The organism is Streptomyces sp. NBC_00620 (assembly GCF_026341825.1).
Taxonomy (GTDB): domain Bacteria; phylum Actinomycetota; class Actinomycetes; order Streptomycetales; family Streptomycetaceae; genus Streptomyces.
On sequence record NZ_JAPENY010000002.1, the window covers coordinates 857,019 to 880,200 of the forward strand.

A 23,182-nucleotide genomic window follows, 5' to 3' on the forward strand; every position below is an offset into this window, starting at 1 on the left:
GGTGTCCCCCATTTCGTATCCGTTGCGCATCCGCGTGATTTCTCCCCAAAAGTAGCTCAGCCGAGGACGGATGCCGCCCCCCTGAACACCAATCCAGCCCCAAGGGCTACGACCACCAACGCCGATCCCAGAGGTGCGGCCCTTCGCAGCAGGGCCACGGCGGGACCGCCGGACAGCCGTGGCCGCCGGGCCAGTGCCCGGGTCACCCCGTCGCCCAGCTTCACCACGGCGAACCCGGCCGCCGTGAGCGTCAGGGCCAGCCCGACGCCGTACGCGAGGACGAGGAGCAACCCGAACCACGCCTGCCCCAGCGCCGCGGCGCCCACCAGGACGACCACGGCGGAGGGACTGGGCACGAGCCCGCCGGCGAAGCCGAGCAGGATCGTGCCGCGGACGGTGGGGGCGGTGGGGTGGGTGTGGGTGAAGCCGCCGTGGGTGTGTTCGAGGAGGCGGGGGGTCCGCTTGTCCCGTGGGGCGGGGGCGGGGGTGTGCTGGTGGGTGGGGGACTTGGTGCGGGGTGCGGCTTCGGCGGACGCGTGGGCGTGCGCGAGGACCAAGTGGCGTTCGGGCTGCTCGGCGTGCTCGTGCTCGTGGCCATGCTCGTGCGGGTGGCCATGGTCGTGCGCGTCGCCGTCGTCGTGCGCGTGACTGTGCGCGCCGCCGTGTTCGTGGTCGTGCGCGTGGCCGTCTCCGTGGCTGTGCGCGTGCCCGTGCTCATGGTCGTGCGGGTGCCCGCTCCCGTGGGGGTGTCCGTGCCCGTGCCCAGGTGCCCGGTTGCGCCAGGCCCGGCGTACGAGCGTGGCGCCGGCCAGCGTCACCAGGAGCCCGCTCGTCACGCCCAGCCAGGCGATCACGGAGGGCGCCGCGGCCGAACCGGCGGTGATCAGCAGGCCGAGGGCGACCACGCCCAGGGTGTGGGTGACCGTCACCGAGGCGGCCAGCGGCAGGACGTCACGCAGGCCCGCCCGGCCGCCGCGGGCCGCAGCCGTCGCGGCCATCAGGGTCTTGCCGTGGCCCGGTGCGAGCGCGTGCAGTGCTCCGAGGCCCACCGCGATGAGCAGGGCGAGGGCCGCGAAACCGATCGTCAGGTCGTGGCGGGCCACCAGGGCGTCGAGCGCCTGTGTCCAGCGGTCGGCGCCGCGCGGGAGGACCGAGTCGGCCGGCGCGTTCCGGCCGTCCTCGACCAGCGCGGGGCCACCGGCCCGCACCCGCAGGGACGCGGACGCGGTGTCGGCCGGTGACGAGAGCAGTTCCTGCGGGTACTGGGTGAGCTGCCGCGACACCGATTCCTTCGGTACGTCCGAGGCGGTGAGCGTCATCCGGTCACCGCGCGCGGTGATCTCCCGCCAGCCCGGCCCCTTGTCGGCTCCCGCGCCCCGGAAACCGACGTCCACGGTGTCCTGTTCGGGGAGCGCGGCCGTCAACCGGCATTCCACGCGAAGGGTGTTGAGCCCCGCCTGCCCGGGCCGCTCGCGCGCGACGCTCGTGCCGACGGTGAGCGGGACCTCGTTCCCGCCGACGGTGACCTCGCTGTCGCGCGCGGCCGTCTCGCACCGCTCGCGGGCCCAGTCCGTCATCCCCAGCTTCTTGATCTGCGGCTCGGCCTGCGTGGCCGGGATCTCCGCGAGGTCCTCGACGTGGTCGACCCGCAGCTGTCCGGGGGCGAGGACCAGACCGTCGTACCGATTGACCGTGAAGTTGCCGAGCGGATGCGCGCTCGCGTGTCCGGAGGGGACCAGGACGAGCGCGCAGGCGGCCGTGAGGACGGCCGCGCAGGAGCCGAGCGCGCGGCGGAGTGTACGGGTCACTTGTCGGCCTCCAGCGCCTTGCGGGCCGTGGTGGCGCCCAGCGGTGAGAATCCCGGGTTGAGGTCGAGGGCCGATTTCAGGGAGGCGTCGCCCGCGTTCTGGTGGCCGGTGGCGCGCTCGATCATGCCGCGGTGGTAGAGGAAGGACGCGTTGCGGTAGCCCGTGGCCGTCGCCTCGCGGGCGTACGGCAGGGCTTCCTCGTCACGGCCGTTGACGTGCAGCGCCCACGCCAGGGCATCCGCGGTGTGCACGGTGTGGCGGCGGGCCCACTCGGCGCGGGCCGCCTTCAGCGCGGCCTCCTTGTCACCGTGGTCGGCGGCGGCCAGCGCCGTGTCGAGGTCGGCGTTGACGCCGTTGGCACGGGCCAGCGAGACCCACGCGTCCACCAGGGTGTACTGGTCGCGCGCCTTCTGCGCGTCGCCCTCCTTGCCGCGTGCCTCGTACAACTCGCCGAGTTCGACGAGGGGTTGGGGCAGCGGATAACGCTCCACGACCTGCTCCATGCCGCTGATCGCCGCCGCACGGTCGCCCTGCGCCGCCTGGGTGCGGGCGCGGCCTTCGAGCGCGGGGAGATAGGTGTCGTCGGCGGCGAGTGCGCGGGCGTAGTACGTGAGGGCCGAGTCGTACTCGCCCTGGTTCCAGGCGAGTTGGCCGAGCGCGGTCGCCACGTACGTGACGTCGCCGCGGGTCGTCGACGTGTCCAGCGCCTGCTCCAGGACGCGGCGGGCGGTCTTCACGTCGCCGCGCAGCTCCTTGACGTACGCGTACCGCGTGAAGACCGGGACGCCCGGGCGGCGCGAGTCGGCCGTGTCGGCCGCCTTCGACGCGTCCTCGTAGCGGCCGAGTTCGACGAGCGCGTCGATACGGGAGGCGAGGGCCCGCTCGCTGTACGGGTTCTGCTTCAGCGCCTGGTCGGCGTACTTCAGGGCGTCGGTGAAGTCGTGCCGCGCGGCGGCCAGGGCGGCTCGGCCCGCGAGCGCGGGGTCGTTGTCGGGGCGCAGCTTCAAGGACCGGCCGAGCGCCTGCTCCGCCTGCGGGTACCGGGAGGGATCGCCCTTCGTGCGGGCCTGCTCGATGTATGCGAGCCCGAGCGTCGACCAGCTGCCGAAGTCCTTGGGCTGGGACCGGAGATGGTCCTGCAGAGAGGTGATGCTCGCGTCGAGATCCCCGCCGGCGAGCAACTGCGGCGACACCCCGACGGGGGCGGACGCGACGGTCGCCGCTCCGCCGTCGTCCCGTACGGCGCCGATCACTATGGCACCGGCGGTGAGAGCGATAGCCAACGCGGATGCGCAGAAGGCGAGTTGGGCCAGGTGCCGGCGGCGCCCTGATGCGGACAGCCGACGGACGGCGGCGACGCGCTCGTCGGCTACGTCGTCGGTCACCTCGGCGGCGGTGTCGGTCATCTCGTCGCCTGTCTCGGCGGCGGCCTTGTCGGTTGCCTCGTCGCCTGCCCCCGTGGCGGTCCTGTCGGCAGCCGGGGCAGTCGACTTGGCCGTGGCCTCGGCTTCGCCGGCGGCCTTGTCGGTCGCCTCGGTCGTGGCCTCCGCCTCGCTCGCGGCTGAGCCCGATGCCTCGGCCTCGGAACCGGTCCCGCCCTCCGTGGCAAGCGCGGGGCTCTCCTCGGGCATGGCCTCCGCGGCGCGGTCCGCGGGCTCGCTGCCGCGTTCGCTCTCCGGCGCGCTGTCGTTCGTACGCGGGGACATGCCCTCTCCTCAAAGTCCTTGGTGGAAACGGTCGTTGTGGGGGCGGAGCGGCGCGGCCCGCGCCGTGGGGGATGGATACGTGCGGGCCGCGCCAGTCGGTGGGCCGGGTCGGCGGACCCGGCGGGGGATCGGCGCAGCCGGGTCAGTGGCCCGGCTGCGGATCCGTGGGCCGGATCAGTAGGCCCGGTTGTGCATCCGTCGGCGCCACCACAGGAGGCCGGTGCCGATGAGGAGGAACCCGGCCGCACCGGCCGCCGCGGAGCCCGCGATCAGCATGGTGTCGGTCTCGCCGGAGGCCCCCGCGGGCTTCAGCGCGTCGCCGAGCTGGCTGCGCACGTCGGTCCCGCTGGTCGTGCCCTTGGCGAGTGGCCCGCGCGAACCCGAGGTCGGGTTGGCCAGGTACGGGAAGGTGTGGCCGAACTTCTTGTCGTTCTTGTCGACCGCGTCGCCCAAGTCGTTCTTGGAACCGACCAGTTCACCCTCGACGACCTGCAGCGCGATGTCGAGCACGTCGTCGGTGAGCCGGCGGCCGTTCGGGAAGCCCGCGGTGTCGCCGTCCAGCACACCGAGCCGCTTGGGCTTGGCCACCGGCTTGATCGAGGTGTTGAGGCGCAGCTCCTCCGCCGGTGTGACGTGGGGCGGCTGGTTGAGGCCTTCCACACCCTTCAGGAACACGTCGACGAGGTCGTTGCGCGGCTCCGCCGGAGCCGGGATCTTGTAGATCGCCTCGATGAGCTTGGGCAGCTCCGGGTTGGTCACGTTCTTCAGGAAGTCGCCGTCGTTCCAGGGCGAGGACGCGTTGAACTTGTCCTTGTCCTTGATGGGGTTGACGACCTCGTTGACCAGCGGCATGCCCAGCCGGGAGACCTGCGTGAAGTGACCACTCGCGTCCTTGCGCTGAGTGGTGGACCAGATGCCGACGATCGGCTGTTCGGCCGACTCCTGGATCATGTGGCTCGGCACCTGCAGGGCTATGGAGTTGACGTTGTAGCCCTTGAGGGTGTCCCGCCCGACCTCGGACAGGTTGCCGCCGTACAGCAGGTCGAAGACCCGCAGATCCAGGAAGAACGGGTCGTCCGCCTGGCCGGCGAACGTCGTCGAACCGCCCGCGAGCTCGTGGACGGCCTGGTCGCGCAGCTTGCCGTAGTCCGGCATCGACGCCTTGCCGACGTTCGACGGGGCCACCGGCACATCGTCCGCGACCTTCGTCTTCGAGATCAGCTTCTGGTTCTTCAGCCGCAGCAGATCGATGTCGTACGTCTGCGTGATGTTGAGGTCCGGGTCGTCGAGGCTGTCGACCGCACCCGTGTTGTAGAGGAAGGTGTCGCCGTTCTTGACGTGCGTCTTGAAGGTGTAGCGGTAGAGCAACTCGCCCTGCGCGTCACCGTTGTTGTCGATGTGGATGTCGTACTGGGCGTCCTCGGCGAACGTGAAGAAGTTCGGTCCGCCGGCGGGTTCCTCGAAGGGGATCCAGTTCGCCACGATGGTCGTCGTATCCGGTTTGTCCGGGCTCACGAACGCGTACACGTCCGTGTTGTCGTACTGCGGAGCCCCCGAGATCAACGGGGCCTCCCGGTGGCTGGAGGCGGAGGCCGCCCCCGGTACCAACACGGTCACGCCGGCGGCTGCGAGCCCCCCGGCGGCCAGCGCACCACAGACGAGGGTCGCGAGACTCCTGCGCCCCGTGCCACTCCTGAAGATAGGTGTCATGCCGTCCGTCCTCACGTCCCAATTGCCTGACGCACGCCATTCGGAGCGGTCGCCGGGGTGGATTGGTCGAATCCCAAACGTTCTTACGGCGGGTTTCACAGGTTGTTTCAGCGGAGAGCACTGTTTCTCCAGCGGCTGTCGTGGCGGCAAGTCCGTTTCCCTGGCGCCGGACCCGCGTTTTCGGTTCGCTGATCCGTAACCCATCCGTGGGCGCGTTCGCTGCGAACACGTAAGTGAACGGACGGGCCGTACGCGGCCGGAGAGGGGGAACGGGTGGAGGCGGACGAACTCCTGGTGCTCGTGGCCGGAGGCAACCAGAAGGCATTCGAGGAGCTGTACGGACTGGTGTCCGGGCCGGTGTTCGGACTGGTGCGCCGCGTGGTGCGGGACCCCGCCCAGTCGGAGGAGGTGGCCCAGGAAGTGCTGCTCGAACTCTGGCGCTCCGCCGCGCGGTTCGACCCGGGGCGTGGCAGCGCCCTGTCCTGGATACTCACCCTCGCCCACCGGCGAGCCGTCGACCGGGTCCGCAGCGCCCGCGCCGCCACCGAGCGCGAGCAGCGCGAGGGACAGCGCGCCCACCACCCCGCCTTCGACCAGGTCGCCGAGGAGGTCGAGGCCGGACTCGAACGCGAGTGGGTCCGCCGCTGCCTCGACCGGCTCACCGCCCTGCAACGCCAGTCCGTCACCCTCGCCTACTACGACGGCTACACCTACCGTGAAGTCGCCGAACGGCTCTCCCTGCCGCTCGGCACGGTCAAGACCCGCATGCGCGACGGACTGACGCGACTGCGCGACTGCCTGGGAGGTGTCGCATGAGTGTTCTCGACCGCCTGCTGCGGCGTGACCTGCACTCACTGGCCGCGCCCTACGCGCTGGACGCCCTCGAACCCGAGGAGCGCCGCCGCTTCGAACGCCACCTGCGCGACTGCCCGCGCTGCTCCGCGGAGGTCCGGGCGCTCGCCGAGGACGCGATGCGCCTCGCCTGGTCCACCGCCGCCCCTGCGCCGGCCGCGCTGCGGGACCGGGTGCTGACCGCCGTACGGACCACGCCGCAGGAGCCGTCGCCCCATCAGGCGCCCCGCGCGCGCGGCGCCCATCAGCCCGTACGCACGCGCAGCCCCCGCTTCCGCCCGCTCCTCGCGCCGCTCGCCACGGCCACGGCCGCCGCCGCGCTCGTCGTCGCCTCGCTCTTCGCCGTGCAGGCGACGCGGACCCAGGACCAACTGGATCAGGAGCGCGCCCAGGCACGTGAGATCGCCCACGTTCTCGCGGCGCCCGACGCCCGCGCGGCCGGCGACCGGGACGCCCAGGGACGCGGGATCGGCGTGGTCGCCTCCGCGTCGGAGCGGCGCGCCGTCGTGACACTCAGCGGGTACGGCACTCCCTCCGAGGGGCGCGTGCACCAGCTGTGGCTCATGCGCCCCAACGAAAATCCGCGCTCCCTGGGGCTCTTCGACGGAGACACGCCCCTGGTCGCCGACGGACTGAATACGACCGCTACGTCACTCGCTGTCACAGTCGAACCCCCGGGCGGTTCCGTGCAGCCCACTACCGCACCAGTTGTCCAACTCGCCCTGGAATCGGTTGGATTCGGAGAGTAATCGTCAACACCCTTACAGAGAAGGTGAATCATGTGCCCGCGATACACGAGTGCCACGAGGGAGCGATAGGGTTAGCCTGCCCGGGCCGGGTGGACTCGTACGGGTGGGGAGTGACATGGAACAGATAACAGTGCGCAGCAGGGCACGTGTCCCTGCGATCACGTGCGGGAGCAGTGCGACCAGTTCGCGCCTCGACCGCCATCTCGCGGTGCTGGGCGGCCCTGCCATCCCGCAGCGCGAAACGCTCGAGGCGACCTCGCTGATGCGCGAGCTCACCTCGCGTGACACCGCGCACGACAGCAGCAGCAGGGTCGCGCGAGTGAGGCGGGTCTCGCTCTTCGCACCGCTGAAGCGGCTGCGCCGTTCGCTGTTCGGCGGCCGCTGAGCAGCGGTCGGCACCGGCGTTCCCGACCCGCGCCCGGCGGACCACCGCCCCGGCGCAGCGCTGCGCTTCCGCGTCCGTCATCCCCACGGCAGGCAGCAACGCCCGGTGAACCACCGGGCGCGGGTCCGGCCACCCAACCCCGCTCACGCCCTCCGCATGCCCGCCTCCCTACCCCCCCGGCGGCAGCGAGCCTCCCCACCCTCACCCCAACGCGCGCTCCGAGCCAAGCTCGCCGTGTCGTCGGCACGCGTGCCTCCGTCGTCCCCCAGAGTCGCGAGTCCCCACCCGGAGCGCGGCTCGAGCCCTGCTCTCCCACTCGGCATCCGCGTCTCCGCCGCCCTGCCACGGAGTGCTTTCCGTGCGCGGGCCGTCGGTCCCGCGCCCCCTCACCTAGCCACGTCGTCCCGCAGCAGCTCCCTGACCTCCGCGTCCGTCATCCCCAACTCCCGCAGCACCGCTCCCGTGTGCTCCCCGAGCCGGGGTACCGCCCCCATGCGCGCCTCCTCCCCACCCGGCAGCGTGATCGGCGGCAGCAGCGCCCGCAACGGCCCCACCGGTGAGCCCACTTCCCGCCACCGGTCCCTGGCCGCCAGTTGCGGATGGTCCGCGACCTCGTGCACGTCCCTCAGGCGTGCGCACGCGATGCCCGCGCTCTCCAGTGCGGTCACCGCTTCGTCGGCGCCGAGTGCGCCCAGGGCCTTCGCCACCAGGGCATCGGTGCGCGCCCGGTTGGCGACCCGCGCCGGGTTCGTCGCGTACGCCGGATCGTCGGCCAACTCCGGCTGACCAAGGACCTGTTGGGCCAATCGCCGCCACTCCCGGTCGTTCTGCACGGACAGCAGCACCCGCCCGCCGTCCGCCGTGGGATAGGCGTCGTACGGCGCGATGACGGCGTGCGCGAGACCCGTGCGCGCCGGGGGAGTTCCTCCGTGCATCACATGGTGCAGCGGATGCCCCATCCACTCCGCGAGCGCCTCCAGCATCGACACCTCGACCGGGCCCCCGCGCCCTGTCGTACCGCGCCGCACGAGCGCCGCGAGCACCCCGGAGAGTGCGTACATGGCCGCCGCGATGTCGGCCGCCGGAATCCCCGCCTTCACCGGCTGCTCCGGCGTCCCCGTCACCGACACGAGCCCCGCCTCGCACTGCACGAGCATGTCGTACGCGCGTTTGCCGGCGTACGGCCCCGACGCCCCGTACCCCGAGATGTCCACGGCGACCAGCCGCGGATGCGCGGCGCACAGCGCGGCCGCGTCCAGGCCGAGCCGCGCCGCCGCACCCTGCGCGAGGTTCTGCACGAAGACATCCGCGTCCGCGACGAGACGGTGTACGACATCGAGGCCGCGCGGGTCCTTGAGGTCGAGGGCGATGGACTCCTTGCCCCTGTTGCACCACACGAAGTGCGAGGCGAGACCGGCCGCCGCGGTGTCGTAGCCCCGGGCGAAGTCCCCGCCGTCGAGCCGCTCGACCTTGATCACGCGGGCGCCGAGGTCGGCGAGCTGACGGGTCGCGAAGGGCGCCGAGACGGCCTGTTCGACGGCGACGACGGTGATGCCCTCAAGGGGGAGGGGGAGTGGCTGCATGCGGGGGATCATGTCTCCCGCGTCACACCTTTGTCATCCGCGGATGTTGACGGGCCAAGGTGCCGGGTCCGGTTCGCCGACAGGGCGCGGGTGTTCCTCCCGCGGCTCACCGACCGTCGTGTGCGTACCGGCGGACGGCGAGCGGCAGGAACACCGCGATGAGCAGCGCGCACCAGGCGAGCGACCCGGCGAGGGGATGTGTCACCGGCCAGGCGCCGTCCACCGGTACCGGCGCGTTCCCGAACAGGTCCCGCATCGCGGTGGTCACCGCGCTGATCGGGTTCCACTCGGCGATCGTCCGCAGCCAGGCCGGCAGGTTGTCCGTGGGGATGTACGCGTTCGACAGCAGCGGCAGCATGAAGGTCGCGGCACCGAGCTGTCCGGCAGCCTCCTCGCTCCGCGAGGCGAGCCCCAGCAGGATGCCGACCCAGGTCATCGCGAACCGGAACAGCAGCAACAGCCCTACGGCGCCCACCGCTTCGAGTGCCGACCCGTCGATCCGCCAGCCCACCGCGAGCCCGACCAGCATCAGCGGCACCATGCCGACGGTCGTGACGACGAGGTCGGCGGCGGCCTGCCCGAGCGGTACGGCGGCCCGGCTCATCGGCAGTGTGCGGAAGCGGTCCATGACGCCCCGGTGCGAGTCCTGGGCGGCCTGGAACATCCCGGTCATGATCCCGTTGGCGGCGGTCGCCACCAGCAGCCCCGGCACCAGGAAGGCGCGGTACTCCTGCCCGGGGTGCGCGAGCGCGCTGCCGAAGACATAGCCGAAGAACAGCAGCATGTTGATCGGCATGGCCTGGGTGAGGATGAGCAGCCCCGGGCTGTGCCGCATCCGCCGCAGGTTCCGGCCCAGCATCGCGGTGCCGTCGTACGCCAACGCACTCATGTCACAAGCTCCTTGTGGTCGGTCGGGCCGGCGGGCAGACCGGCTGGCGGGCCCGGGGTCGAGCCCGGGGTCAGGCTTCCGGTGAGGCGCAGGAACACGTCGTCGAGCGTCGGCGGACGAAGGCTCGCGTCGAGCAACGGCACACCTGCGGCGTCGAGTTCGCGTACGAGACGCGGAAGCGTCAGGGTCGTGTCGGTGGTGACGGCGCCGACCGCGCGCCGCTCCTGGTCGAACGAGGGTGTGTTGCCGGTCAGTTGGTCCAGGACGGCCGCCGCTCCGGACATCGCCTCCGCGTGGGCGACGACCACCTCCGCGTAACTGCCGATGAGCGCCTTGAGTTCGGCGGGCGAGCCCGTGTGGGCGACCCTGCCCCGGTCCACGAGCGCGATGTCGTCGGCCAGTTGATCGGCCTCCTCCAGATACTGCGTGGTCAGCAGTACGGTCGTGCCCTCGCTCTTGAGCGCGTGCACGGCCTCCCAGATCTGGTTGCGGCTCGCGGGATCGAGCCCGGCGGTGGGCTCGTCGAGGAAGAGCACCTCGGGGCGCCGGATCAGGCTCGCCGCCAGGTCCAGGCGGCGCCGCATACCGCCGGAGTAGGTGGACGCGGGCCGGTCGGCGGCCTCGGCAAGCCCGAAGCGGTCGAGGAGTTCGGCCGCCCGCGCCGCCGTACCCCGCACCCGGTGCAGCCGCGCGAACAGCCGCAGGTTCTCGCGCCCGGTGAGGTCGCCGTCCACCGAGGCGTACTGCCCGGTGACCCCGATCGAGCGACGTACGGCCCCCGGCTCCCGTACGAGATCGTGCCCGGCGACACGCGCGGACCCCGCGTCCGGTCGCAGCAGTGTGGTGAGCAGCCGTACGGCAGTGGTCTTGCCCGCGCCGTTCGGCCCGAGAACCCCGCAGACCGTGCCCTCGGTGACCGCGAGATCCAGCCCCCGGACGGCATGGACCTCCCCGAAACGCTTCTCCAGACCTTCACTAAGTACAGCGTACGTAGTTGTCATGGGTGGACCATAGCGCACTACGTACGGTGTACGTAACTAGGATGGGTTCCGAGGTGATCGACCGATGCCAGGGCGCAGTGCCGTACCCGAAGTGATCTGGGCTCGTCCCGAGCGTGCGGGCCGTGGTCCGCGGCCCGCCTTCAGCCGTGCGGACATCGCGGCCGCCGCGGTGCGGATCGCGGACGCGGAGGGGCTAGACGGGGTCTCGATGCGGCACGTCGCGGCCGAACTCGGCTGCGGCACGATGTCGCTCTACAACTATGTCCCGCGCAAGGAGGACCTGCACGAGCTGATGGTCGACGCCATCAGCGGCGAGCACGACATCTGGGAGCCCTCGGGCGACTGGCGCGCCGATATGCTCCGCGTCGCCCACCAGACCCGCGCCCTCATGCACCGCCACCCCTGGCTGCCGCGCCTGATGTCCCCGGTCTACGGCTTCAGCCCCAACGCGCTGCGCTATCTCGAGCACTGTCTGACCTGCCTCGACCCTCTCGACGCGCCCTACGGCACCAAGTTCGAGCTGATCGCGATGCTCAACGGGGTCGTGACGACGTACGTCGGGAACGAGCTGGCCACCGCCGAGCGGACCCGCTCCCTGCCCTGGTCCGAGGAGCAGGAGAACGCGGTCCGGATCGGCTATCTGGGCGGGCGGATCGCCACCGGTGAGTATCCGCGGATGGCCGCGGCGTTCATGGAGGACGCGGGGCCGATCGACCTGGAGGCGGTGTTCGAGCGGGCGCTGGGGCGGGTCCTCGATGCGTTTGCGCTCCGCTTGGAGGACGGTTAGAAGCCGGTCGTCTGTCGACTGCGGGTCGTCCGTGGCTGGGCGCGCAGTTCCCCGCGCCCCTGACGGGGCACTGCACCTCAGGCGCGATCATCAGATCAGGGCGAACTGGCCTTCCGGGCCTTCCTCGTGGTGGTCCAGTACCGACGCGGGTCGGCGTGCCCCGTCCGGCACCGGGAGTACGCCCGCCTTGCGCAGCTCGGTTCCGGTGATCGGCTCGGACACGCTCAACTCGGCCCGCTGCGGCCGCAGTTCCGCGAGCAGTGCCAGTACCGTGACGATTTCGAGCAGTTCGGACGTCCAGGTCTGTGGCCAGGTGGCGGGGCGGATCGCCTCCAGGGTGCCCGGCTCGGGCGGCTCCGTCCGGGCCGCGAACCACTGCTCCAGTACGCGCACCCCGCCCACCTCGAAGTCCCAGGCCTCCGGCGGAACGGGGGAGATCCGGCCCTCGTCGAGATGGAGGGCCTCCTCGTCGCGGTCGTAGTGCACGTCGACCGGGACGGCCGGAAGTGGGGAGCGGACGTACGGGCGACGGCCCCCGGGGAGCTTCGGACGCTCCCCGTCACGGCGCATCAGCCACAGCATCCGGCGCCCCAACTCGACGCCGTGCGCCCAGAGTTCGAGGTCGGCGGTGAGGGGGACGGCGGGTCCGGCGCGGCCCGCCCGCGCGGTCGCCACCGTCCAGGCGAGGACATCGACGGGCTCGGGGGAGTGGCCGAGGCGGGTGCGGAGGTGGTCCAACAGGCCCGGCGCCAGGTTCGGTTCGAGTCCGCCCGGGCGACGGTAGAGGGGCCGGACGCGGCCTCCGCGACCGGCGCTCAGCGGCAGCACGGAGGAGATCAGCAACACCGGACCCGCCGACTCCGGCACCACCGTCTGCTCGACCACGAACAACTGCCGCTCATCGGCAACCCGCCACAACTCCGGACGCGCCGCGTCGATCAGCCGGTGGTCCGGAATCAGCCACTGCTCGTCGAAAGGAGAGTGCAGCACACGCACCGGCTCCGCACAGGGCCCCGACTCACGCGCCAGCCGGCCCGTCCCGCTCGCCTGCCCCGGCAACTGCGCCACCGCCGAATGCGGCGTACGCGAGCGGGTGACGCCGAACAGCGCCTCGCGCTCCGGCCCTTCGGCCTTCATGAGCGCGTCCCACCGCGCCCTCAGGGACGCGGCGTCGGGAGCCGTCGGCCACCCCCGGCCCAGCCTCGGCGGAGCGGCCGACCACGGCATGAGGTCCGCGAGGAGCGGAGCGTCGTCGTCGTCGTGCGTCACGCTCGGCATCGTACGACGTGGTCGATGACGTGGTCAGTGGGCGTCGAGGGTGACCGTGAACGAGAAGCGGTCGCCGCGGTAGAGGATGCGGGCCACGTCCAGGGCGCGGCCGTCCTCGCCGTGGGTGACACCCGTGTAGTGCAGGATCGGGCTGAGCAGCGGGACTTGGAGCAGCCGTGCCGTCTCCGGGTCCGCGAGCCGGGCCTCCACCGTGTCGGTGATCCGGCTGATGCGGACGCCCACCACATCGCGCAGCACCTTGGTCATGGGCCAGCGCACCAGGTCCTCCGGGTCGATCAGGGCCGCCAGTTCGGGACGTACGAAGTTGCGCGCGTGGTTCGTCGGCTCGCCCGTCTTCTCGTCGCCGCGCAGCCGGTGGTACGAGCCCACCTCGGCCAGATCGGGGAAGTACTCGGCGAGTTCCGCGGACACCGGCACCGTGCCGTGGTCGAGGAGCTCCGTCGTCATCCCCGACTGCTGCGCCACGATCGCGTCGACCGAGCCAAGGAGCCGCACCGGCGCCCCCCGCTGCGCGGTGGGCTCGATGAACGTGCCACGCCGGCGATGGCGCGTGATCAGCCCCTCGTTCTCCAGCTCCTTGAGCGCCTGCCGCATGGTCAGCACGCTCACCCCGTAATGCTCCGCCAACTGCTCCTCGGTGGGCAGCCGCAGCGGGTCCTGGGCGGAGCGGCCGAGTATCGAGGCACGCAGGGACTGCGACACCTGATACCAGAGCGGCAGCTTGCGGTTCAGGACGATCGAATCCGGGGCGAAGGAGGTCACGAGGGTATCCGTACCGGTCGTGGGCGTTCAGTGCAACGGGAGATGACGATCAGTGCGACGGACCGAGCGCCGGGGCGACGGGAACCGGGCCCCGGGCGACGGCGATCAGTCGGCGGCGCGGAAGTGCCGCTGGAGGCCCTGCCACACGTCGTCGTACGCCTGCTGGAGGTGCTCCGCGTGCGCCGCCTGCGCCGTGGCGGTCACCGGCCAGCGGGTCTCGAACATGAAGGCGAGCCCGTCGTCGACCTTCTGCGGCCTGAGCTCGGCGGCGCTCGCCCGGTCGAAGGTCTCCCGGTCCGGACCGTGCGCCGACATCATGTTGTGCAGCGAACCGCCCCCGGGCACGAAACCTTCCGCCTTCGCGTCGTACGCCCCCTCGATGAGCCCCATGTACTCGCTCATCACATTCCGGTGAAAGTACGGCGGCCGGAACGTGTCCTCGCCCACCAGCCAACGCGGCGCGAAGACCACGAAGTCGACACCGGCCAGCCCCGGGGTGTCACTCGGCGAGGTCAGCACCGTGAAGATCGACGGGTCCGGGTGGTCGTAGCTGATGGTGCCGATCACATTGAAACGGCGCAGGTCATAGATGTACGGCACATGGTTGCCGTGCCAGGCGACCACATCCAGCGGCGAGTGGTCGTACGTCGCCGTCCAGAGGTTGCCGCAGAACTTGTTGACCACCTCGACCGGGCCCTCGACGTCCTCGTACGCGGCCACCGGCGCGAGGAAGTCCCGTACGTTCGCCAGCCCGTTGGCGCCGATCGGCCCCAGGTCGGGCAGCTGGAAAGGCGCCCCATAGTTCTCGCACACATAACCGCGGGCACTCTCGTCCAGCAGCTCCACACGGAAGCGGACACCACGGGGGATGAGCGCCACCTGTTCGGGCTCCACATGGAGCAGCCCGAACTCGGTGCGGAGCAGCAGCCCGCCGCGCTCCGGCACGATCAGCAGCTCGCCGTCGGCGTCGCTGAACACCCGCTCCATCGAGGAGTTGACGTGGTACAGGTGCACCGCCATGCCCGTGCGCTGGGCGGCGTCGCCGTTGCCGCCGAGGGTCCAGAGGCCGCCGACGAAGTCCGTGCCGGCCTCAGGCTCGGGCAGCGGGTTCCAGCGCAGCCGGTTGGGGTCGGGCACGGTCTCCGCGAACGGAGCCGTACGGAGCGCGCCGTTGTCCGTACGCGTGAACGCGGGGTGCGCGGCCGACGGACGGATCCGGTACAGCCACGAGCGCCGGTTGTGCGCCCTCGGCTCGGTGAACGCCGAACCGCTCAACTGCTCCGCGTACAGCCCGAGCGGTCCTCGCTGCGGCGCGTTGCGGCCGAGCGGCAAGGCCCCCGGTACCGCCTCCGAGCTGTGTTCGTTGCCGAATCCGGTCAGATAGACCAGCCCCTCGGCGGTCTTCCTCGCGTCCCCGCTCATGATCACTCCCTTGCGCCCGATTCCTATGCTCAACCATAGGAATCGGCTCCGGCGCACGCAAGAGGTCGTACCGCTCGGAGGCCGGACTACTCAGGGGTCGTACTACTCAGGGGTCGGCGTACCGCCAGGAACCCGACTCCAGGGGGATCCGAGTGTCAGTGCGATGTTCTACGCTCCCCGGCATGTCGTGGACGCGTGGACTGCTCGCCGCGCTCGCGGTCTGCGCCCTGCTCGGCGGACCGGCGGGCTGCGACTCCGGTGATGCGCACGAGCGGAAGGACGGAGTATCGGCCTCGCCCGTGGGCGAACTGCTCGACGAGACCGACGAGGCAGGACGGCGCTACCGCGAGATCGACGAGAAGGGCGCACCCGAGGTCGCCATCGAGGTCCAGCCGGACACCGACGGCGGTTGGGACGTGCGACTGACCGTCCAGCACTTCCGCTTCTCACCCGCCGGCACGCGCTCGAAGGCCGTCGCGGGACGCGGCATCGCCCTCCTCTACCTCGACGGCCGGAGCATTTCCACCCTCCGCACCGTCGAATACCACCTCCCCGGCGACCTCGTCCCGCGCGGCACACACCAGGTCACCGCCCGCCTCTACGCGGACGACCACACCGTGTGGGCCGTCGACGACGAGCCGGTCGAGAGCACCGCGGACATCACGTCGTCGCAGGCCAGGCAGTCGTCGCACACGACCGAGCCGTCGGAGCCGTCGATGAGTGCGAGCGGCAGCGAGGCACGTACTGATACCGGAGGTTCACCGGACCCCGGCGGAAAGGCATCATGAAGCCCGTGCCCCATGCGACCTCGCTGCGCCGAGCGCCCGTGCAACGCCGCAGCGCAGAACGACTGACCAGAATCCTCGACGCCTGCGCCGACCTCCTCGACGAGGTCGGCTACGACGCCCTGAGCACCAGGGCCGTGGCCCAGCGTGCCGGCGTACCCATCGGCTCCGTCTACCGCTTCTTCGGCAACAAGCGCGCGATGGCCGACGCGCTCGCCCAGCGCAACCTGGAGCGCTATGCCGAGCGCGTCACCCACCGCCTCCGGGAGACGGACGGCGAGCGGGAGACCGGGGGAGGCTGGCGCGCGGCCGTGGACGCCGTACTCGACGAGTACATAGCCATGAAGCGGACCGCGCCGGGCTTCTCCCTCGTCGACTTCGGCAACCAGATCCCGGTCGGCTCCCGCGCCGAACCCAACACCCGCGTCGCCGACCGCCTCACCGAACTCCTCTCCGGCTACCTCGAACGCACCCCGGACGAAGATCTCCGCCGCGTCTTCCTGATCTCGGTGGAGACCGCCGACACCCTCGTCCACCTGGCCTTCCGGCTCGCCCCGGACGGAGACGAGCGGATCATCGAGGAGACCCGGGTACTGCTCCGGGCCTATCTGGAACGGATTCTCGACTGAGCGGTCGGCGCAGGCGAACGGGTACCCGGGCCTCGGGTACCCGCCCAGGGACCCGCTCGCGGATTTCCGACCTGACCCCCGATGAGCCCTCCCCAGCATGCCTACCGGTCGGTATGCTCGGCCCCAGTCCGTGTGCCAACGCTGCCACCGCCTCCGGGAGGACCCCGTGTCCCGCACCACCGGCACCACCCCCGACACCCGCACCGCCCTGCGTATCTGCCCCCTGTGCGAAGCCACCTGCGGGCTGACGCTCACCATCGAGGGCACCCGGGTGACCGGCGCCCGGGGCGACCGCGACGACGTGCTCAGCAAGGGGTTCATCTGCCCGAAGGGCGCCTCCTTCGGAGCCGCCGACGGCGACCCGGACCGACTGCGCACCCCGCTCGTACGCAAGGACGGCGAACTGCGCGAAGCCACCTGGGAGGAAGCCTTCGATGCGGTGGCCGCAGGGCTGCGACCGGTCGCCGAACGGTACGGGCCGCACGCCGTCGGAGTTGTCCTCGGGAACCCGAACGTGCACACGATGGCCGGCGCCCTCTACCCGCCCGTCCTGCTCACCGGCCTCGGCACCCGCAGCATCTTCACCGCCTCCACGGTCGACCAGATGCCCAAGCACGTGTCCAGCGGACTGCTCTACGGCGACGCCAACGCGATCCCCGTGCCGGACCTGGACCACACCGACCACCTCCTGCTCATCGGCGCCAACCCCCTGGAATCCAACGGCAGCCTCTGCACCGCCCCCGACTTCCCCGGCAAGCTCAAGGCCCTGCGAGCCCGCGGCGGCACCCTGACCGTCATCGACCCGCGACGCACCCGCACCGCCAAACTCGCCGACCGGCATGTGGCGATCAGGCCCGGCACCGACGCGCTGCTCCTCGCCGCCATGACGCACGTCCTCTTCGAAGAGAAACTCGCCGAACCCGGCGACCTCACCCCGCACGTCCAGGACATCGACGAACTCGCCGAAGCCGTACGGGACTTCACCCCCGAAGCCGCGAGTGAGGCCTGCGACGTCCCCGCCGACACCATCCGCGCCCTCGCCCGCGAACTCGCCGCCGCACCCACCGCCGCCGTCTACGGCCGCATCGGCAGCTGCACCGTCCCGCACGGCACCCTGGCCAGCTGGCTCGTCGACGTCCTCAACATCCTCACCGGCAACCTCGACCGGCCCGGCGGCGCACTCTTCCCCCAGGCCGCCACCGACAAGACCCCCCGACCCGCCGGCGCCGGACGCGGCTTCGCCCTCGGACGCTGGCACTCGCGAGTGAGCCGACACCCCGAAGCCAAGGGCGAACTGCCGATCGCCGCCCTCGCCGAAGAGATCGACACCGCCACCGAACAGGGCGAGCCGATCCGCGCGGTCATCGCCGTCGCCGCCAACCCCGTCCTCTCCGCACCCGACGGGGACCGCCTCGACAAGGCCCTCGGCTCACTGGACTTCATGGTCAGCGTCGACCCGTACCTGAACGAGACCTCGCGCCACGCGCACGTCGTACTCCCCCCGCCCCCGCCCTCGCAGAGCGCCCACCACGACTTCGCCTTCAACACCCTCGCCGTGCACAACCAGGTCCGCTACACCCGCGCCGCCGTCCCCCTCGAACCGGGCCGCATGGCCGAGACCGAGATCCTCGCGCGCCTCACCCTGGCCGCCACCGGCATGCACGGCACCGACCCGTCCGCCGTCGACGACATGGTCATCGCCGGCACACTCGGCAAGTCCGTCACCGAGCCCCACTCGCCGGTGCACGGCCGCGACCCAATGGAACTCGCCGGCCAACTCACCGGCGACAACGGCCCCGAGCGACGCCTCGACATGATGCTGCGCCTGGGCCCGTACGGCGACGGCTTCGGCGTACGACCGGACGGGCTGAGCCTTGCGAAACTGCTCGCACACCCGCACGGCATCGACCTCGGACCCCTGCGGTCGCGACTGCCGCAGCCGCTCAAGACCCGCAGCGGGAAGATCGAGCTGCTTCCGGCACCGATCGTCGACGATCTTCCCCGACTGCGGGCCGCCCTGCGCGAGCGCCCGACGGCCCTCGTCCTCATCGGCCGCCGCCACCTGCGCTCCAACAACAGCTGGATGCACAACGTGCCCGCCCTCACCGGCGGCTCCAACCGCTGCACCCTGCACATCCATCCCGAGGACGCCGAACACCTCGGACTCGCCGACGGGGCGGCCGTCCGCGTGAAGGGCGCCGGGGGAGAGGTGACCGCCCCCGCCGAGGTCACGGACGCCGTACGGCGCGGAGTGGTGAGCCTCCCGCACGGGTGGGGGCACAACCGCCCCGGCACCCGGATGAGCCACGCCGCACTCGACCCCGGAGTCAACGTCAACCAGCTCCTCGACGGCAGCCTCCTGGACCCCCTGTCGGGGACCGCCGTCCTCAACGGCGTACCCGTCGAGCTGACACCTCTGAGCTGAGCAAAGCTGTGACCTGGAGTTTTGCGCTTATTGCTCGCGTGTCAACGTCTTGTTAAGACTTGCGCACCCGACCTAACGTCACTCGCACCGCCGTCCCAGGTGGGAGTTCAAGGGCGAACGTTAGGTATCCAACTCATGCTGACCATCCTCGGCTTCACCATGATCGCGACCTTCTTGGTCCTGATCATGCTGAAAAAGATGTCGCCGATCGCGGCGCTCGTGCTGATTCCGGCACTCTTCTGTGTGTTCGTCGGAAAGGGCGCCAAGCTCGGTGACTACGTCATCGACGGCGTCACCAGCCTCGCCCCCACCGCGGCGATGCTCATGTTCGCGATCGTCTACTTCGGAGTGATGATCGACGTCGGGCTCTTCGACCCGATCGTGCGCGGCATCCTGAAGTTCTGCAAGGCCGACCCCCTGCGCATCGTGGTCGGCACCGCCGTCCTCGCCGCCATCGTCTCCCTCGACGGCGACGGCTCGACCACCTTCATGATCACCGTCTCGGCGATGTACCCGCTGTACAAGCGCCTCAAGATGAGCCTCGTCGTGATGACCGGCGTCGCCGCCATGGCCAACGGCGTGATGAACACCCTCCCCTGGGGCGGCCCCACCGCCCGAGCCGCGACCGCCCTCAAGCTCGACGCCAGCGACATCTTCGTACCGATGATCCCGGCCCTCGCCGTCGGCCTCCTCGGCGTCTTCGTGCTCTCGTACGTCCTCGGCCGACGCGAGCGCACACGGCTCGGCGTGCTGACGCTGGACGAGGTGCTGGAGCCGCAGGAGACCGAAACGGTTCTGGTCGGCGCGGGTTCCGGCGCCGGCAGCGGTGGCCCGGTCGACCTCGGCAAGAAGGCCGTGAGCACCGGCGGTTCGGGCTCCGGCACGGACGCCGACGCTTCTGAGGCCGAGGCTCCTGAGGAGGACGACAGCTTCGCCGTCCTCGACCCCAACCGTGCCACCCTGCGCCCCAAGCTCTACTGGTTCAACGCGCTGCTCACGCTCACCCTGCTCACCGCCATGATCATGGAGTGGCTGCCGATCCCGGTGCTGTTCCTGCTCGGTGCCGCCCTCGCGCTCACCGTCAACTTCCCCCACATGCCCGACCAGAAGGCCCGCCTCGGCGCCCACGCCGAAAACGTCCTCAACGTCTCCGGCATGGTCTTCGCCGCCGCCGTCTTCACCGGCGTCCTCCAGGGCACCGGCATGGTCGACCACATGGCCACGTGGCTCGTCGACATCATCCCGGCCAGCATGGGCCCGCACATGGCCCTCGTCACCGGCGTGCTGAGCCTCCCGCTCACCTACTTCATGTCGAACGACGGCTTCTACTTCGGCGTCCTCCCGGTCCTCGCCGAGGCCGGCGCCGCCCACGGCGTCACCCCGCTGGAAATGGCCCGCGCCTCGCTCGTCGGCCAGCCGCTGCACATGTCGAGCCCGCTGGTCCCGGCCGTGTACGTCCTGGTCGGCATGGCCAAGGTCGAGTTCGGCGACCACACAAGGTTCGTGGTGAAGTGGGCCGCGCTCACATGTCTGATCATCCTCGGGGCAGGGCTGTTGTTCGGGATCATCTGACGCTCGTACCCGTACGACTCCTCCAGGAGGTAAAGAACCATGGGGCCCGGTGGAAACCGCGGCTGGCTGCTGCGCCTCGTCATCGCCTTCAGCTTCGCTCAGGGGGCGGTGTCGATGGCGCGGCCCGCCGTCTCCTACCGGGCCCTCGCCCTTGGCGCCGACGAGCGCGCGATCGGCGTGATCGCGGGTGTCTACGCTCTCCTGCCGCTCTTCGCCGCGGTACCGCTGGGCCGCCGCACCGACCACGGCCGCTGCGCACCGCTGCTGCCCATCGGCGTCGTGCTCATCGCGGGCGGCTGCGCCCTCAGCGGCAGGGCGAACTCGCTCACGGCGATGGCGGCTTGGAGCGGAGTGATGGGCCTGGGCCACCTGTGCTTCGTGATCGGCGCCCAGTCGATTGTCGCCCGCCAGTCCGCGCCGCACGAACAGGACCGCAACTTCGGCCATTTCACCATCGGCGCCTCCCTCGGCCAGCTGATCGGTCCGATCGCCGCGGGCACTCTCATCGGCGGTTCCGACATGGCGGGCACCAGCGCGCTGGCCCTGCTCGTCGCGGGCGGAGTCGCCGCCGTCTCGTTCACCTCTCTGTGGCGCATCGAACGCCGTACGCCCGCCAAGTCCCGTACCGCACAAGGCGACCGCGTTCCCGTGCGCCGCATACTGCGCACCCGGGGCGTCCCCGCGGGCATCTTCATCAGTCTCGCCGTGCTGTCCGCGACGGACATCCTCACGGCGTATCTGCCGGTCGTCGGTGAGCACCGGGGCATCGCGCCGTCAGTGATCGGCCTGCTGCTGAGCCTGCGAGCGGCGGCGACGATCGCCTGCCGGCTGGTGATGACGCCGATGCTGCGGCTCCTTGGCCGGACCGCGCTGCTCACCGTGACGTGTCTGGCGGCGGGCCTGGTGTGTGCGGGCATCGCGCTGCCGGTGCCGGTCTGGGCGCTGGCCGCGATGCTCCTGGTTCTCGGGTTCTGCCTGGGCGTCGGTCAGCCGCTGTCCATGACGACGGTCGTCCAGGCCGCCCCCGAAGGCGCCCGTTCCACCGCCCTCGCCCTTCGGTTGACCGGCAATCGGCTCGGCCAGGTCGCCGCGCCCGCCGCCGCGGGCCTGGTCGCCGGAGTCGCGGGGGTGGCCGCGCCGTTCGTGATGCTGGGTGCGCTGTTGCTGGTGTCATCGGGCATCGCGCTGCGTTCGCCCGCGAAGCCGGAGGTCGCGGGCCTTGGTGAGCCGGTGCGGAGCCGGGTGCCTCTGCGCCGTAAGAGCGATATCTGACGGAGTGTCGGGCGCTGCTGCCGCCTTTTCCTGGGCAGATGTGAAAGGGAATCAGGTGCATGTCCAATTTGTATGACAATCACCTGATTCGGAGGAACTCGCATGCCCACCTCGTCCCTTCCAGGCCGCCGCCGGAGTGCCGTCACCCTCGCGGCTCTCGCAGTCGTGGGATCCACCCTCGCCGCAGCCCCGGCCGCGTTCGCCGCTCCCGGTGACAACGGCACCGTCAAGGTCCACGTGGTGGGCACGGCCGTCGAGGCCCGCCTGAACCAGCCCAAGGTGTGCCTGTTCTACCTCGACGCCTTCAACTTCGACGTGGCGGAGGGCATCACCTGGACCCTCGTGACGCAGCCCGCGGTCACCGGCGGTGCCACCCTCGGCGGGAAGATCACCCTCGACACGGGTGCTGGCCGGACGGCGAACCTGACGCTGCCCGACGGGCAGTACAAGCTCACCTGGAAGATCGACGGCGGCAACGGCGCGGGCAAGCACAAGGTCTTCAAGGTCAACTGCCCGGACCGCCCGGGTGGCGGCCCCGGCGGACCCGGCGGTGGTCCAGGCGGACCCGGCGGTGGTCCGGGCGGACCGCACGGCGGGCCCCCCGCGGGCGGCGGCGGCCTCGCCCACACCCAGGACTTCGCGCCGGTCGCCGGGGCGGCGGCCGTAGGCCTTGTCGTGGCCGGGGGAGCCGTGTACCTCCGGCTGCGCCGTCGCCCCGATGGCGCGGCGTAGACGCGCCCGCAGGCCCTGGTACCGGACGCGCGCCTACCGCCTGACACGGACCCTCGTGATGTCCGTCTGTCTGGTGGTGGGCGGCGTCTGGTGGGCGGGGGAGGACGAACCCACGGACGCGACCGCGAACCTGGCCCAGGTTCCGGTCGCCGCCGACGGTAACGGCAGCGGCAGTGGCGATGCGCGCGGTGCGAAGTCCCATCGCGCCGAGGGTGAAGGACGCGGGACGAAGTCCCACCGTTCCGGCGCCGATGGGCGCGGCGGCGCGAACCCCCTCCGCCCCGCGCCCACCCGGCCGGTCCGGCCCGCCCGGCCGAAGCCCCCGCCCAGGCCGCTGCCGCGCTCCCCGGCGGCCTCGCTCGCCATCCCGTACCTCGGTCTGGAGGCGCCGGTCATGGGCCTCGGGCTCGACCGGGAACGGCGGCTCACCGCTCCTCCGGTGGACGACCCGAAACTCGTCGGCTGGTACGCGGGCGGACCGACGCCGGGCGAGCGGGGCACCGCTGTCGCCGTCGGCCACCTCGACACCAGGACGGGGCCCGCCGTATTCGCCGCGATCGGGCAACTCCGGCCCGGCAGACTCGTCGAGGCCCGGCGCGCCGACGGGCGGACCGCCGTCTACACCGTGGACGCGGTGAAGACGTACGAGAAGGCGCACTTCCCCAACAAGGAGGTGTACGGGGACAGGGGGCGCCCCGAGCTGCGTCTGATCACCTGCGGCGGCACGTACGACCGGAAGAAGGGGTACGCCAGCAATGTCGTCGTCTTCGCGCATCTCACGGAGACCCGGGGCCGCGCCCGCGGCACATGAGCCCACGGCAGC

The 23,182-nt window shown here is 71.3% G+C and carries 20 protein-coding genes; 11 read left to right on the forward strand and 9 right to left on the reverse strand.

Annotation, left to right across the window (positions count from 1 at the left end; translation table 11 throughout):
* Nucleotides 1-56: 56 nt before the first annotated feature.
* The 3 genes from OG246_RS23035 to OG246_RS23045 form a co-directional block, all read right to left on the reverse strand.
* The gene (locus OG246_RS23035; protein WP_266466691.1) at nucleotides 57-1,808 is read right to left on the reverse strand and encodes a sulfite exporter TauE/SafE family protein; all 1,752 of its coding nucleotides are present in this window, start codon (nucleotides 1,806-1,808) and stop codon (nucleotides 57-59) included.
* Nucleotides 1,805-3,514, reverse strand: coding sequence for a tetratricopeptide repeat protein (locus tag OG246_RS23040; RefSeq protein WP_266466694.1), 1,710 nt, complete (start codon nucleotides 3,512-3,514; stop codon nucleotides 1,805-1,807). The genes OG246_RS23035 and OG246_RS23040 overlap by 4 nt, the downstream gene beginning before the upstream one ends.
* 174 nt (nucleotides 3,515-3,688) lie before the next feature.
* Nucleotides 3,689-5,224, reverse strand: coding sequence for a DUF4331 domain-containing protein (locus tag OG246_RS23045; RefSeq protein ID WP_266466697.1), 1,536 nt, complete (start codon nucleotides 5,222-5,224; stop codon nucleotides 3,689-3,691).
* Between the two features lie 273 nt (nucleotides 5,225-5,497).
* Between OG246_RS23045 and OG246_RS23050 the strand changes: the two genes are divergently transcribed.
* The 3 genes from OG246_RS23050 to OG246_RS23060 all read left to right on the forward strand — a co-directional run bounded on the left by OG246_RS23050 (nucleotide 5,498) and on the right by OG246_RS23060 (nucleotide 7,210).
* On the forward strand, nucleotides 5,498-6,040 hold the full coding sequence (locus OG246_RS23050; RefSeq protein WP_266466700.1) for a sigma-70 family RNA polymerase sigma factor: 543 nt from the start codon (nucleotides 5,498-5,500) through the stop codon (nucleotides 6,038-6,040).
* Nucleotides 6,037-6,825 carry an anti-sigma factor gene (locus tag OG246_RS23055; protein WP_266466702.1) on the forward strand — a complete coding sequence of 263 codons (789 nt, stop codon included), beginning with the start codon at nucleotides 6,037-6,039 and terminating at the stop codon, nucleotides 6,823-6,825. Before OG246_RS23050 ends, OG246_RS23055 begins: the two co-directional genes overlap by 4 nt.
* Nucleotides 6,826-6,940: 115 nt before the next feature.
* Nucleotides 6,941-7,210, forward strand: coding sequence for a hypothetical protein (locus OG246_RS23060; RefSeq protein WP_266466705.1), 270 nt, complete (start codon nucleotides 6,941-6,943; stop codon nucleotides 7,208-7,210).
* Nucleotides 7,211-7,596: 386 nt separating this feature from the next.
* On the opposite strand, the gene OG246_RS23065 is transcribed toward OG246_RS23060, so the two are convergent.
* The 3 genes from OG246_RS23065 to OG246_RS23075 form a co-directional block, all read right to left on the reverse strand.
* The gene (locus OG246_RS23065; protein WP_266466708.1) at nucleotides 7,597-8,805 is read right to left on the reverse strand and encodes a CaiB/BaiF CoA-transferase family protein; all 1,209 of its coding nucleotides are present in this window, start codon (nucleotides 8,803-8,805) and stop codon (nucleotides 7,597-7,599) included.
* 94 nt (nucleotides 8,806-8,899) lie between these two features.
* Nucleotides 8,900-9,682 carry an ABC transporter permease gene (locus OG246_RS23070; protein ID WP_266466710.1) on the reverse strand — a complete coding sequence of 261 codons (783 nt, stop codon included), beginning with the start codon at nucleotides 9,680-9,682 and terminating at the stop codon, nucleotides 8,900-8,902.
* On the reverse strand, nucleotides 9,679-10,683 hold the full coding sequence (locus OG246_RS23075) for an ATP-binding cassette domain-containing protein (protein WP_266466712.1): 1,005 nt from the start codon (nucleotides 10,681-10,683) through the stop codon (nucleotides 9,679-9,681). The genes OG246_RS23070 and OG246_RS23075 overlap by 4 nt, the downstream gene beginning before the upstream one ends.
* A 64-nt stretch (nucleotides 10,684-10,747) precedes the next feature.
* On the opposite strand from OG246_RS23075, the gene OG246_RS23080 reads away from it, so the two are divergent.
* On the forward strand, nucleotides 10,748-11,470 hold the full coding sequence (locus OG246_RS23080) for a TetR/AcrR family transcriptional regulator (protein ID WP_266466715.1): 723 nt from the start codon (nucleotides 10,748-10,750) through the stop codon (nucleotides 11,468-11,470).
* 90 nt (nucleotides 11,471-11,560) lie between these two features.
* Here the strand turns inward: OG246_RS23080 and OG246_RS23085 are convergent, their stop codons facing one another.
* The 3 genes from OG246_RS23085 to hmgA all read right to left on the reverse strand — a co-directional run bounded on the left by OG246_RS23085 (nucleotide 11,561) and on the right by hmgA (nucleotide 14,944).
* On the reverse strand, nucleotides 11,561-12,748 hold the full coding sequence (locus OG246_RS23085; RefSeq protein ID WP_266466718.1) for a type ISP restriction/modification enzyme: 1,188 nt from the start codon (nucleotides 12,746-12,748) through the stop codon (nucleotides 11,561-11,563).
* Between the two features lie 24 nt (nucleotides 12,749-12,772).
* A complete protein-coding gene (locus tag OG246_RS23090; protein WP_266466721.1) occupies nucleotides 12,773-13,522 on the reverse strand; it encodes a GntR family transcriptional regulator in 750 nt (249 codons plus the stop codon).
* A 105-nt stretch (nucleotides 13,523-13,627) separates the two neighbouring features.
* On the reverse strand, nucleotides 13,628-14,944 hold the full coding sequence (hmgA, locus tag OG246_RS23095; RefSeq protein WP_266466724.1) for a homogentisate 1,2-dioxygenase: 1,317 nt from the start codon (nucleotides 14,942-14,944) through the stop codon (nucleotides 13,628-13,630).
* A 182-nt stretch (nucleotides 14,945-15,126) separates the two neighbouring features.
* Between hmgA and OG246_RS23100 the strand changes: the two genes are divergently transcribed.
* From OG246_RS23100 to OG246_RS23130, 7 genes are all read left to right on the forward strand, one after another.
* Nucleotides 15,127-15,732: a hypothetical protein gene (locus OG246_RS23100; protein ID WP_266466726.1), complete on the forward strand. Its 606-nt coding sequence runs from the start codon at nucleotides 15,127-15,129 to the stop codon at nucleotides 15,730-15,732.
* A complete protein-coding gene (locus tag OG246_RS23105) occupies nucleotides 15,729-16,358 on the forward strand; it encodes a TetR/AcrR family transcriptional regulator (RefSeq protein ID WP_266466727.1) in 630 nt (209 codons plus the stop codon). Before OG246_RS23100 ends, OG246_RS23105 begins: the two co-directional genes overlap by 4 nt.
* A 166-nt stretch (nucleotides 16,359-16,524) precedes the next feature.
* Nucleotides 16,525-18,783, forward strand: a complete 2,259-nt coding sequence (locus OG246_RS23110; protein WP_266466729.1) for a molybdopterin oxidoreductase family protein — start codon at nucleotides 16,525-16,527, stop codon at nucleotides 18,781-18,783.
* A 135-nt stretch (nucleotides 18,784-18,918) separates the two neighbouring features.
* Complete coding sequence (locus OG246_RS23115) at nucleotides 18,919-20,355, forward strand: CitMHS family transporter (protein ID WP_266466731.1); 1,437 nt, start codon at nucleotides 18,919-18,921, stop codon at nucleotides 20,353-20,355.
* Between the two features lie 39 nt (nucleotides 20,356-20,394).
* Nucleotides 20,395-21,627: an MFS transporter gene (locus tag OG246_RS23120; protein WP_266466736.1), complete on the forward strand. Its 1,233-nt coding sequence runs from the start codon at nucleotides 20,395-20,397 to the stop codon at nucleotides 21,625-21,627.
* Nucleotides 21,628-21,729: 102 nt separating this feature from the next.
* Nucleotides 21,730-22,359 carry a hypothetical protein gene (locus OG246_RS23125; RefSeq protein WP_266466739.1) on the forward strand — a complete coding sequence of 210 codons (630 nt, stop codon included), beginning with the start codon at nucleotides 21,730-21,732 and terminating at the stop codon, nucleotides 22,357-22,359.
* Nucleotides 22,346-23,170 (forward strand): class F sortase, encoded by an 825-nt coding sequence (locus tag OG246_RS23130; protein ID WP_266466742.1) that lies wholly within the window; start codon nucleotides 22,346-22,348, stop codon nucleotides 23,168-23,170. Before OG246_RS23125 ends, OG246_RS23130 begins: the two co-directional genes overlap by 14 nt.
* The last annotated feature ends 12 nt before the right edge of the window (nucleotides 23,171-23,182 follow it).

Bases quoted from the DNA above. Each gene is read 5' to 3' on its own strand.
- OG246_RS23115 (WP_266466731.1), top strand. From the start codon at position 18,919: ATGCTGACCATCCTCGGCTTCACCATGATCGCGACCTTCTTGGTCCTG.
- hmgA (WP_266466724.1), bottom strand. From the start codon at position 14,944: ATGAGCGGGGACGCGAGGAAGACCGCCGAGGGGCTGGTCTATCTGACC.
- OG246_RS23120 (WP_266466736.1), top strand. From the start codon at position 20,395: ATGGGGCCCGGTGGAAACCGCGGCTGGCTGCTGCGCCTCGTCATCGCC.
- OG246_RS23105 (WP_266466727.1), top strand. From the start codon at position 15,729: ATGAAGCCCGTGCCCCATGCGACCTCGCTGCGCCGAGCGCCCGTGCAA.
- OG246_RS23085 (WP_266466718.1), bottom strand. From the start codon at position 12,748: ATGCCGAGCGTGACGCACGACGACGACGACGCTCCGCTCCTCGCGGAC.
- OG246_RS23075 (WP_266466712.1), bottom strand. From the start codon at position 10,683: ATGACAACTACGTACGCTGTACTTAGTGAAGGTCTGGAGAAGCGTTTC.
- OG246_RS23045 (WP_266466697.1), bottom strand. From the start codon at position 5,224: ATGACACCTATCTTCAGGAGTGGCACGGGGCGCAGGAGTCTCGCGACC.
- OG246_RS23060 (WP_266466705.1), top strand. From the start codon at position 6,941: ATGGAACAGATAACAGTGCGCAGCAGGGCACGTGTCCCTGCGATCACG.
- OG246_RS23080 (WP_266466715.1), top strand. From the start codon at position 10,748: ATGCCAGGGCGCAGTGCCGTACCCGAAGTGATCTGGGCTCGTCCCGAG.
- OG246_RS23070 (WP_266466710.1), bottom strand. From the start codon at position 9,682: ATGAGTGCGTTGGCGTACGACGGCACCGCGATGCTGGGCCGGAACCTG.
- OG246_RS23065 (WP_266466708.1), bottom strand. From the start codon at position 8,805: ATGATCCCCCGCATGCAGCCACTCCCCCTCCCCCTTGAGGGCATCACC.
- OG246_RS23100 (WP_266466726.1), top strand. From the start codon at position 15,127: ATGTCGTGGACGCGTGGACTGCTCGCCGCGCTCGCGGTCTGCGCCCTG.
- OG246_RS23055 (WP_266466702.1), top strand. From the start codon at position 6,037: ATGAGTGTTCTCGACCGCCTGCTGCGGCGTGACCTGCACTCACTGGCC.
- OG246_RS23040 (WP_266466694.1), bottom strand. From the start codon at position 3,514: ATGTCCCCGCGTACGAACGACAGCGCGCCGGAGAGCGAACGCGGCAGC.
- OG246_RS23130 (WP_266466742.1), top strand. From the start codon at position 22,346: ATGGCGCGGCGTAGACGCGCCCGCAGGCCCTGGTACCGGACGCGCGCC.
- OG246_RS23125 (WP_266466739.1), top strand. From the start codon at position 21,730: ATGCCCACCTCGTCCCTTCCAGGCCGCCGCCGGAGTGCCGTCACCCTC.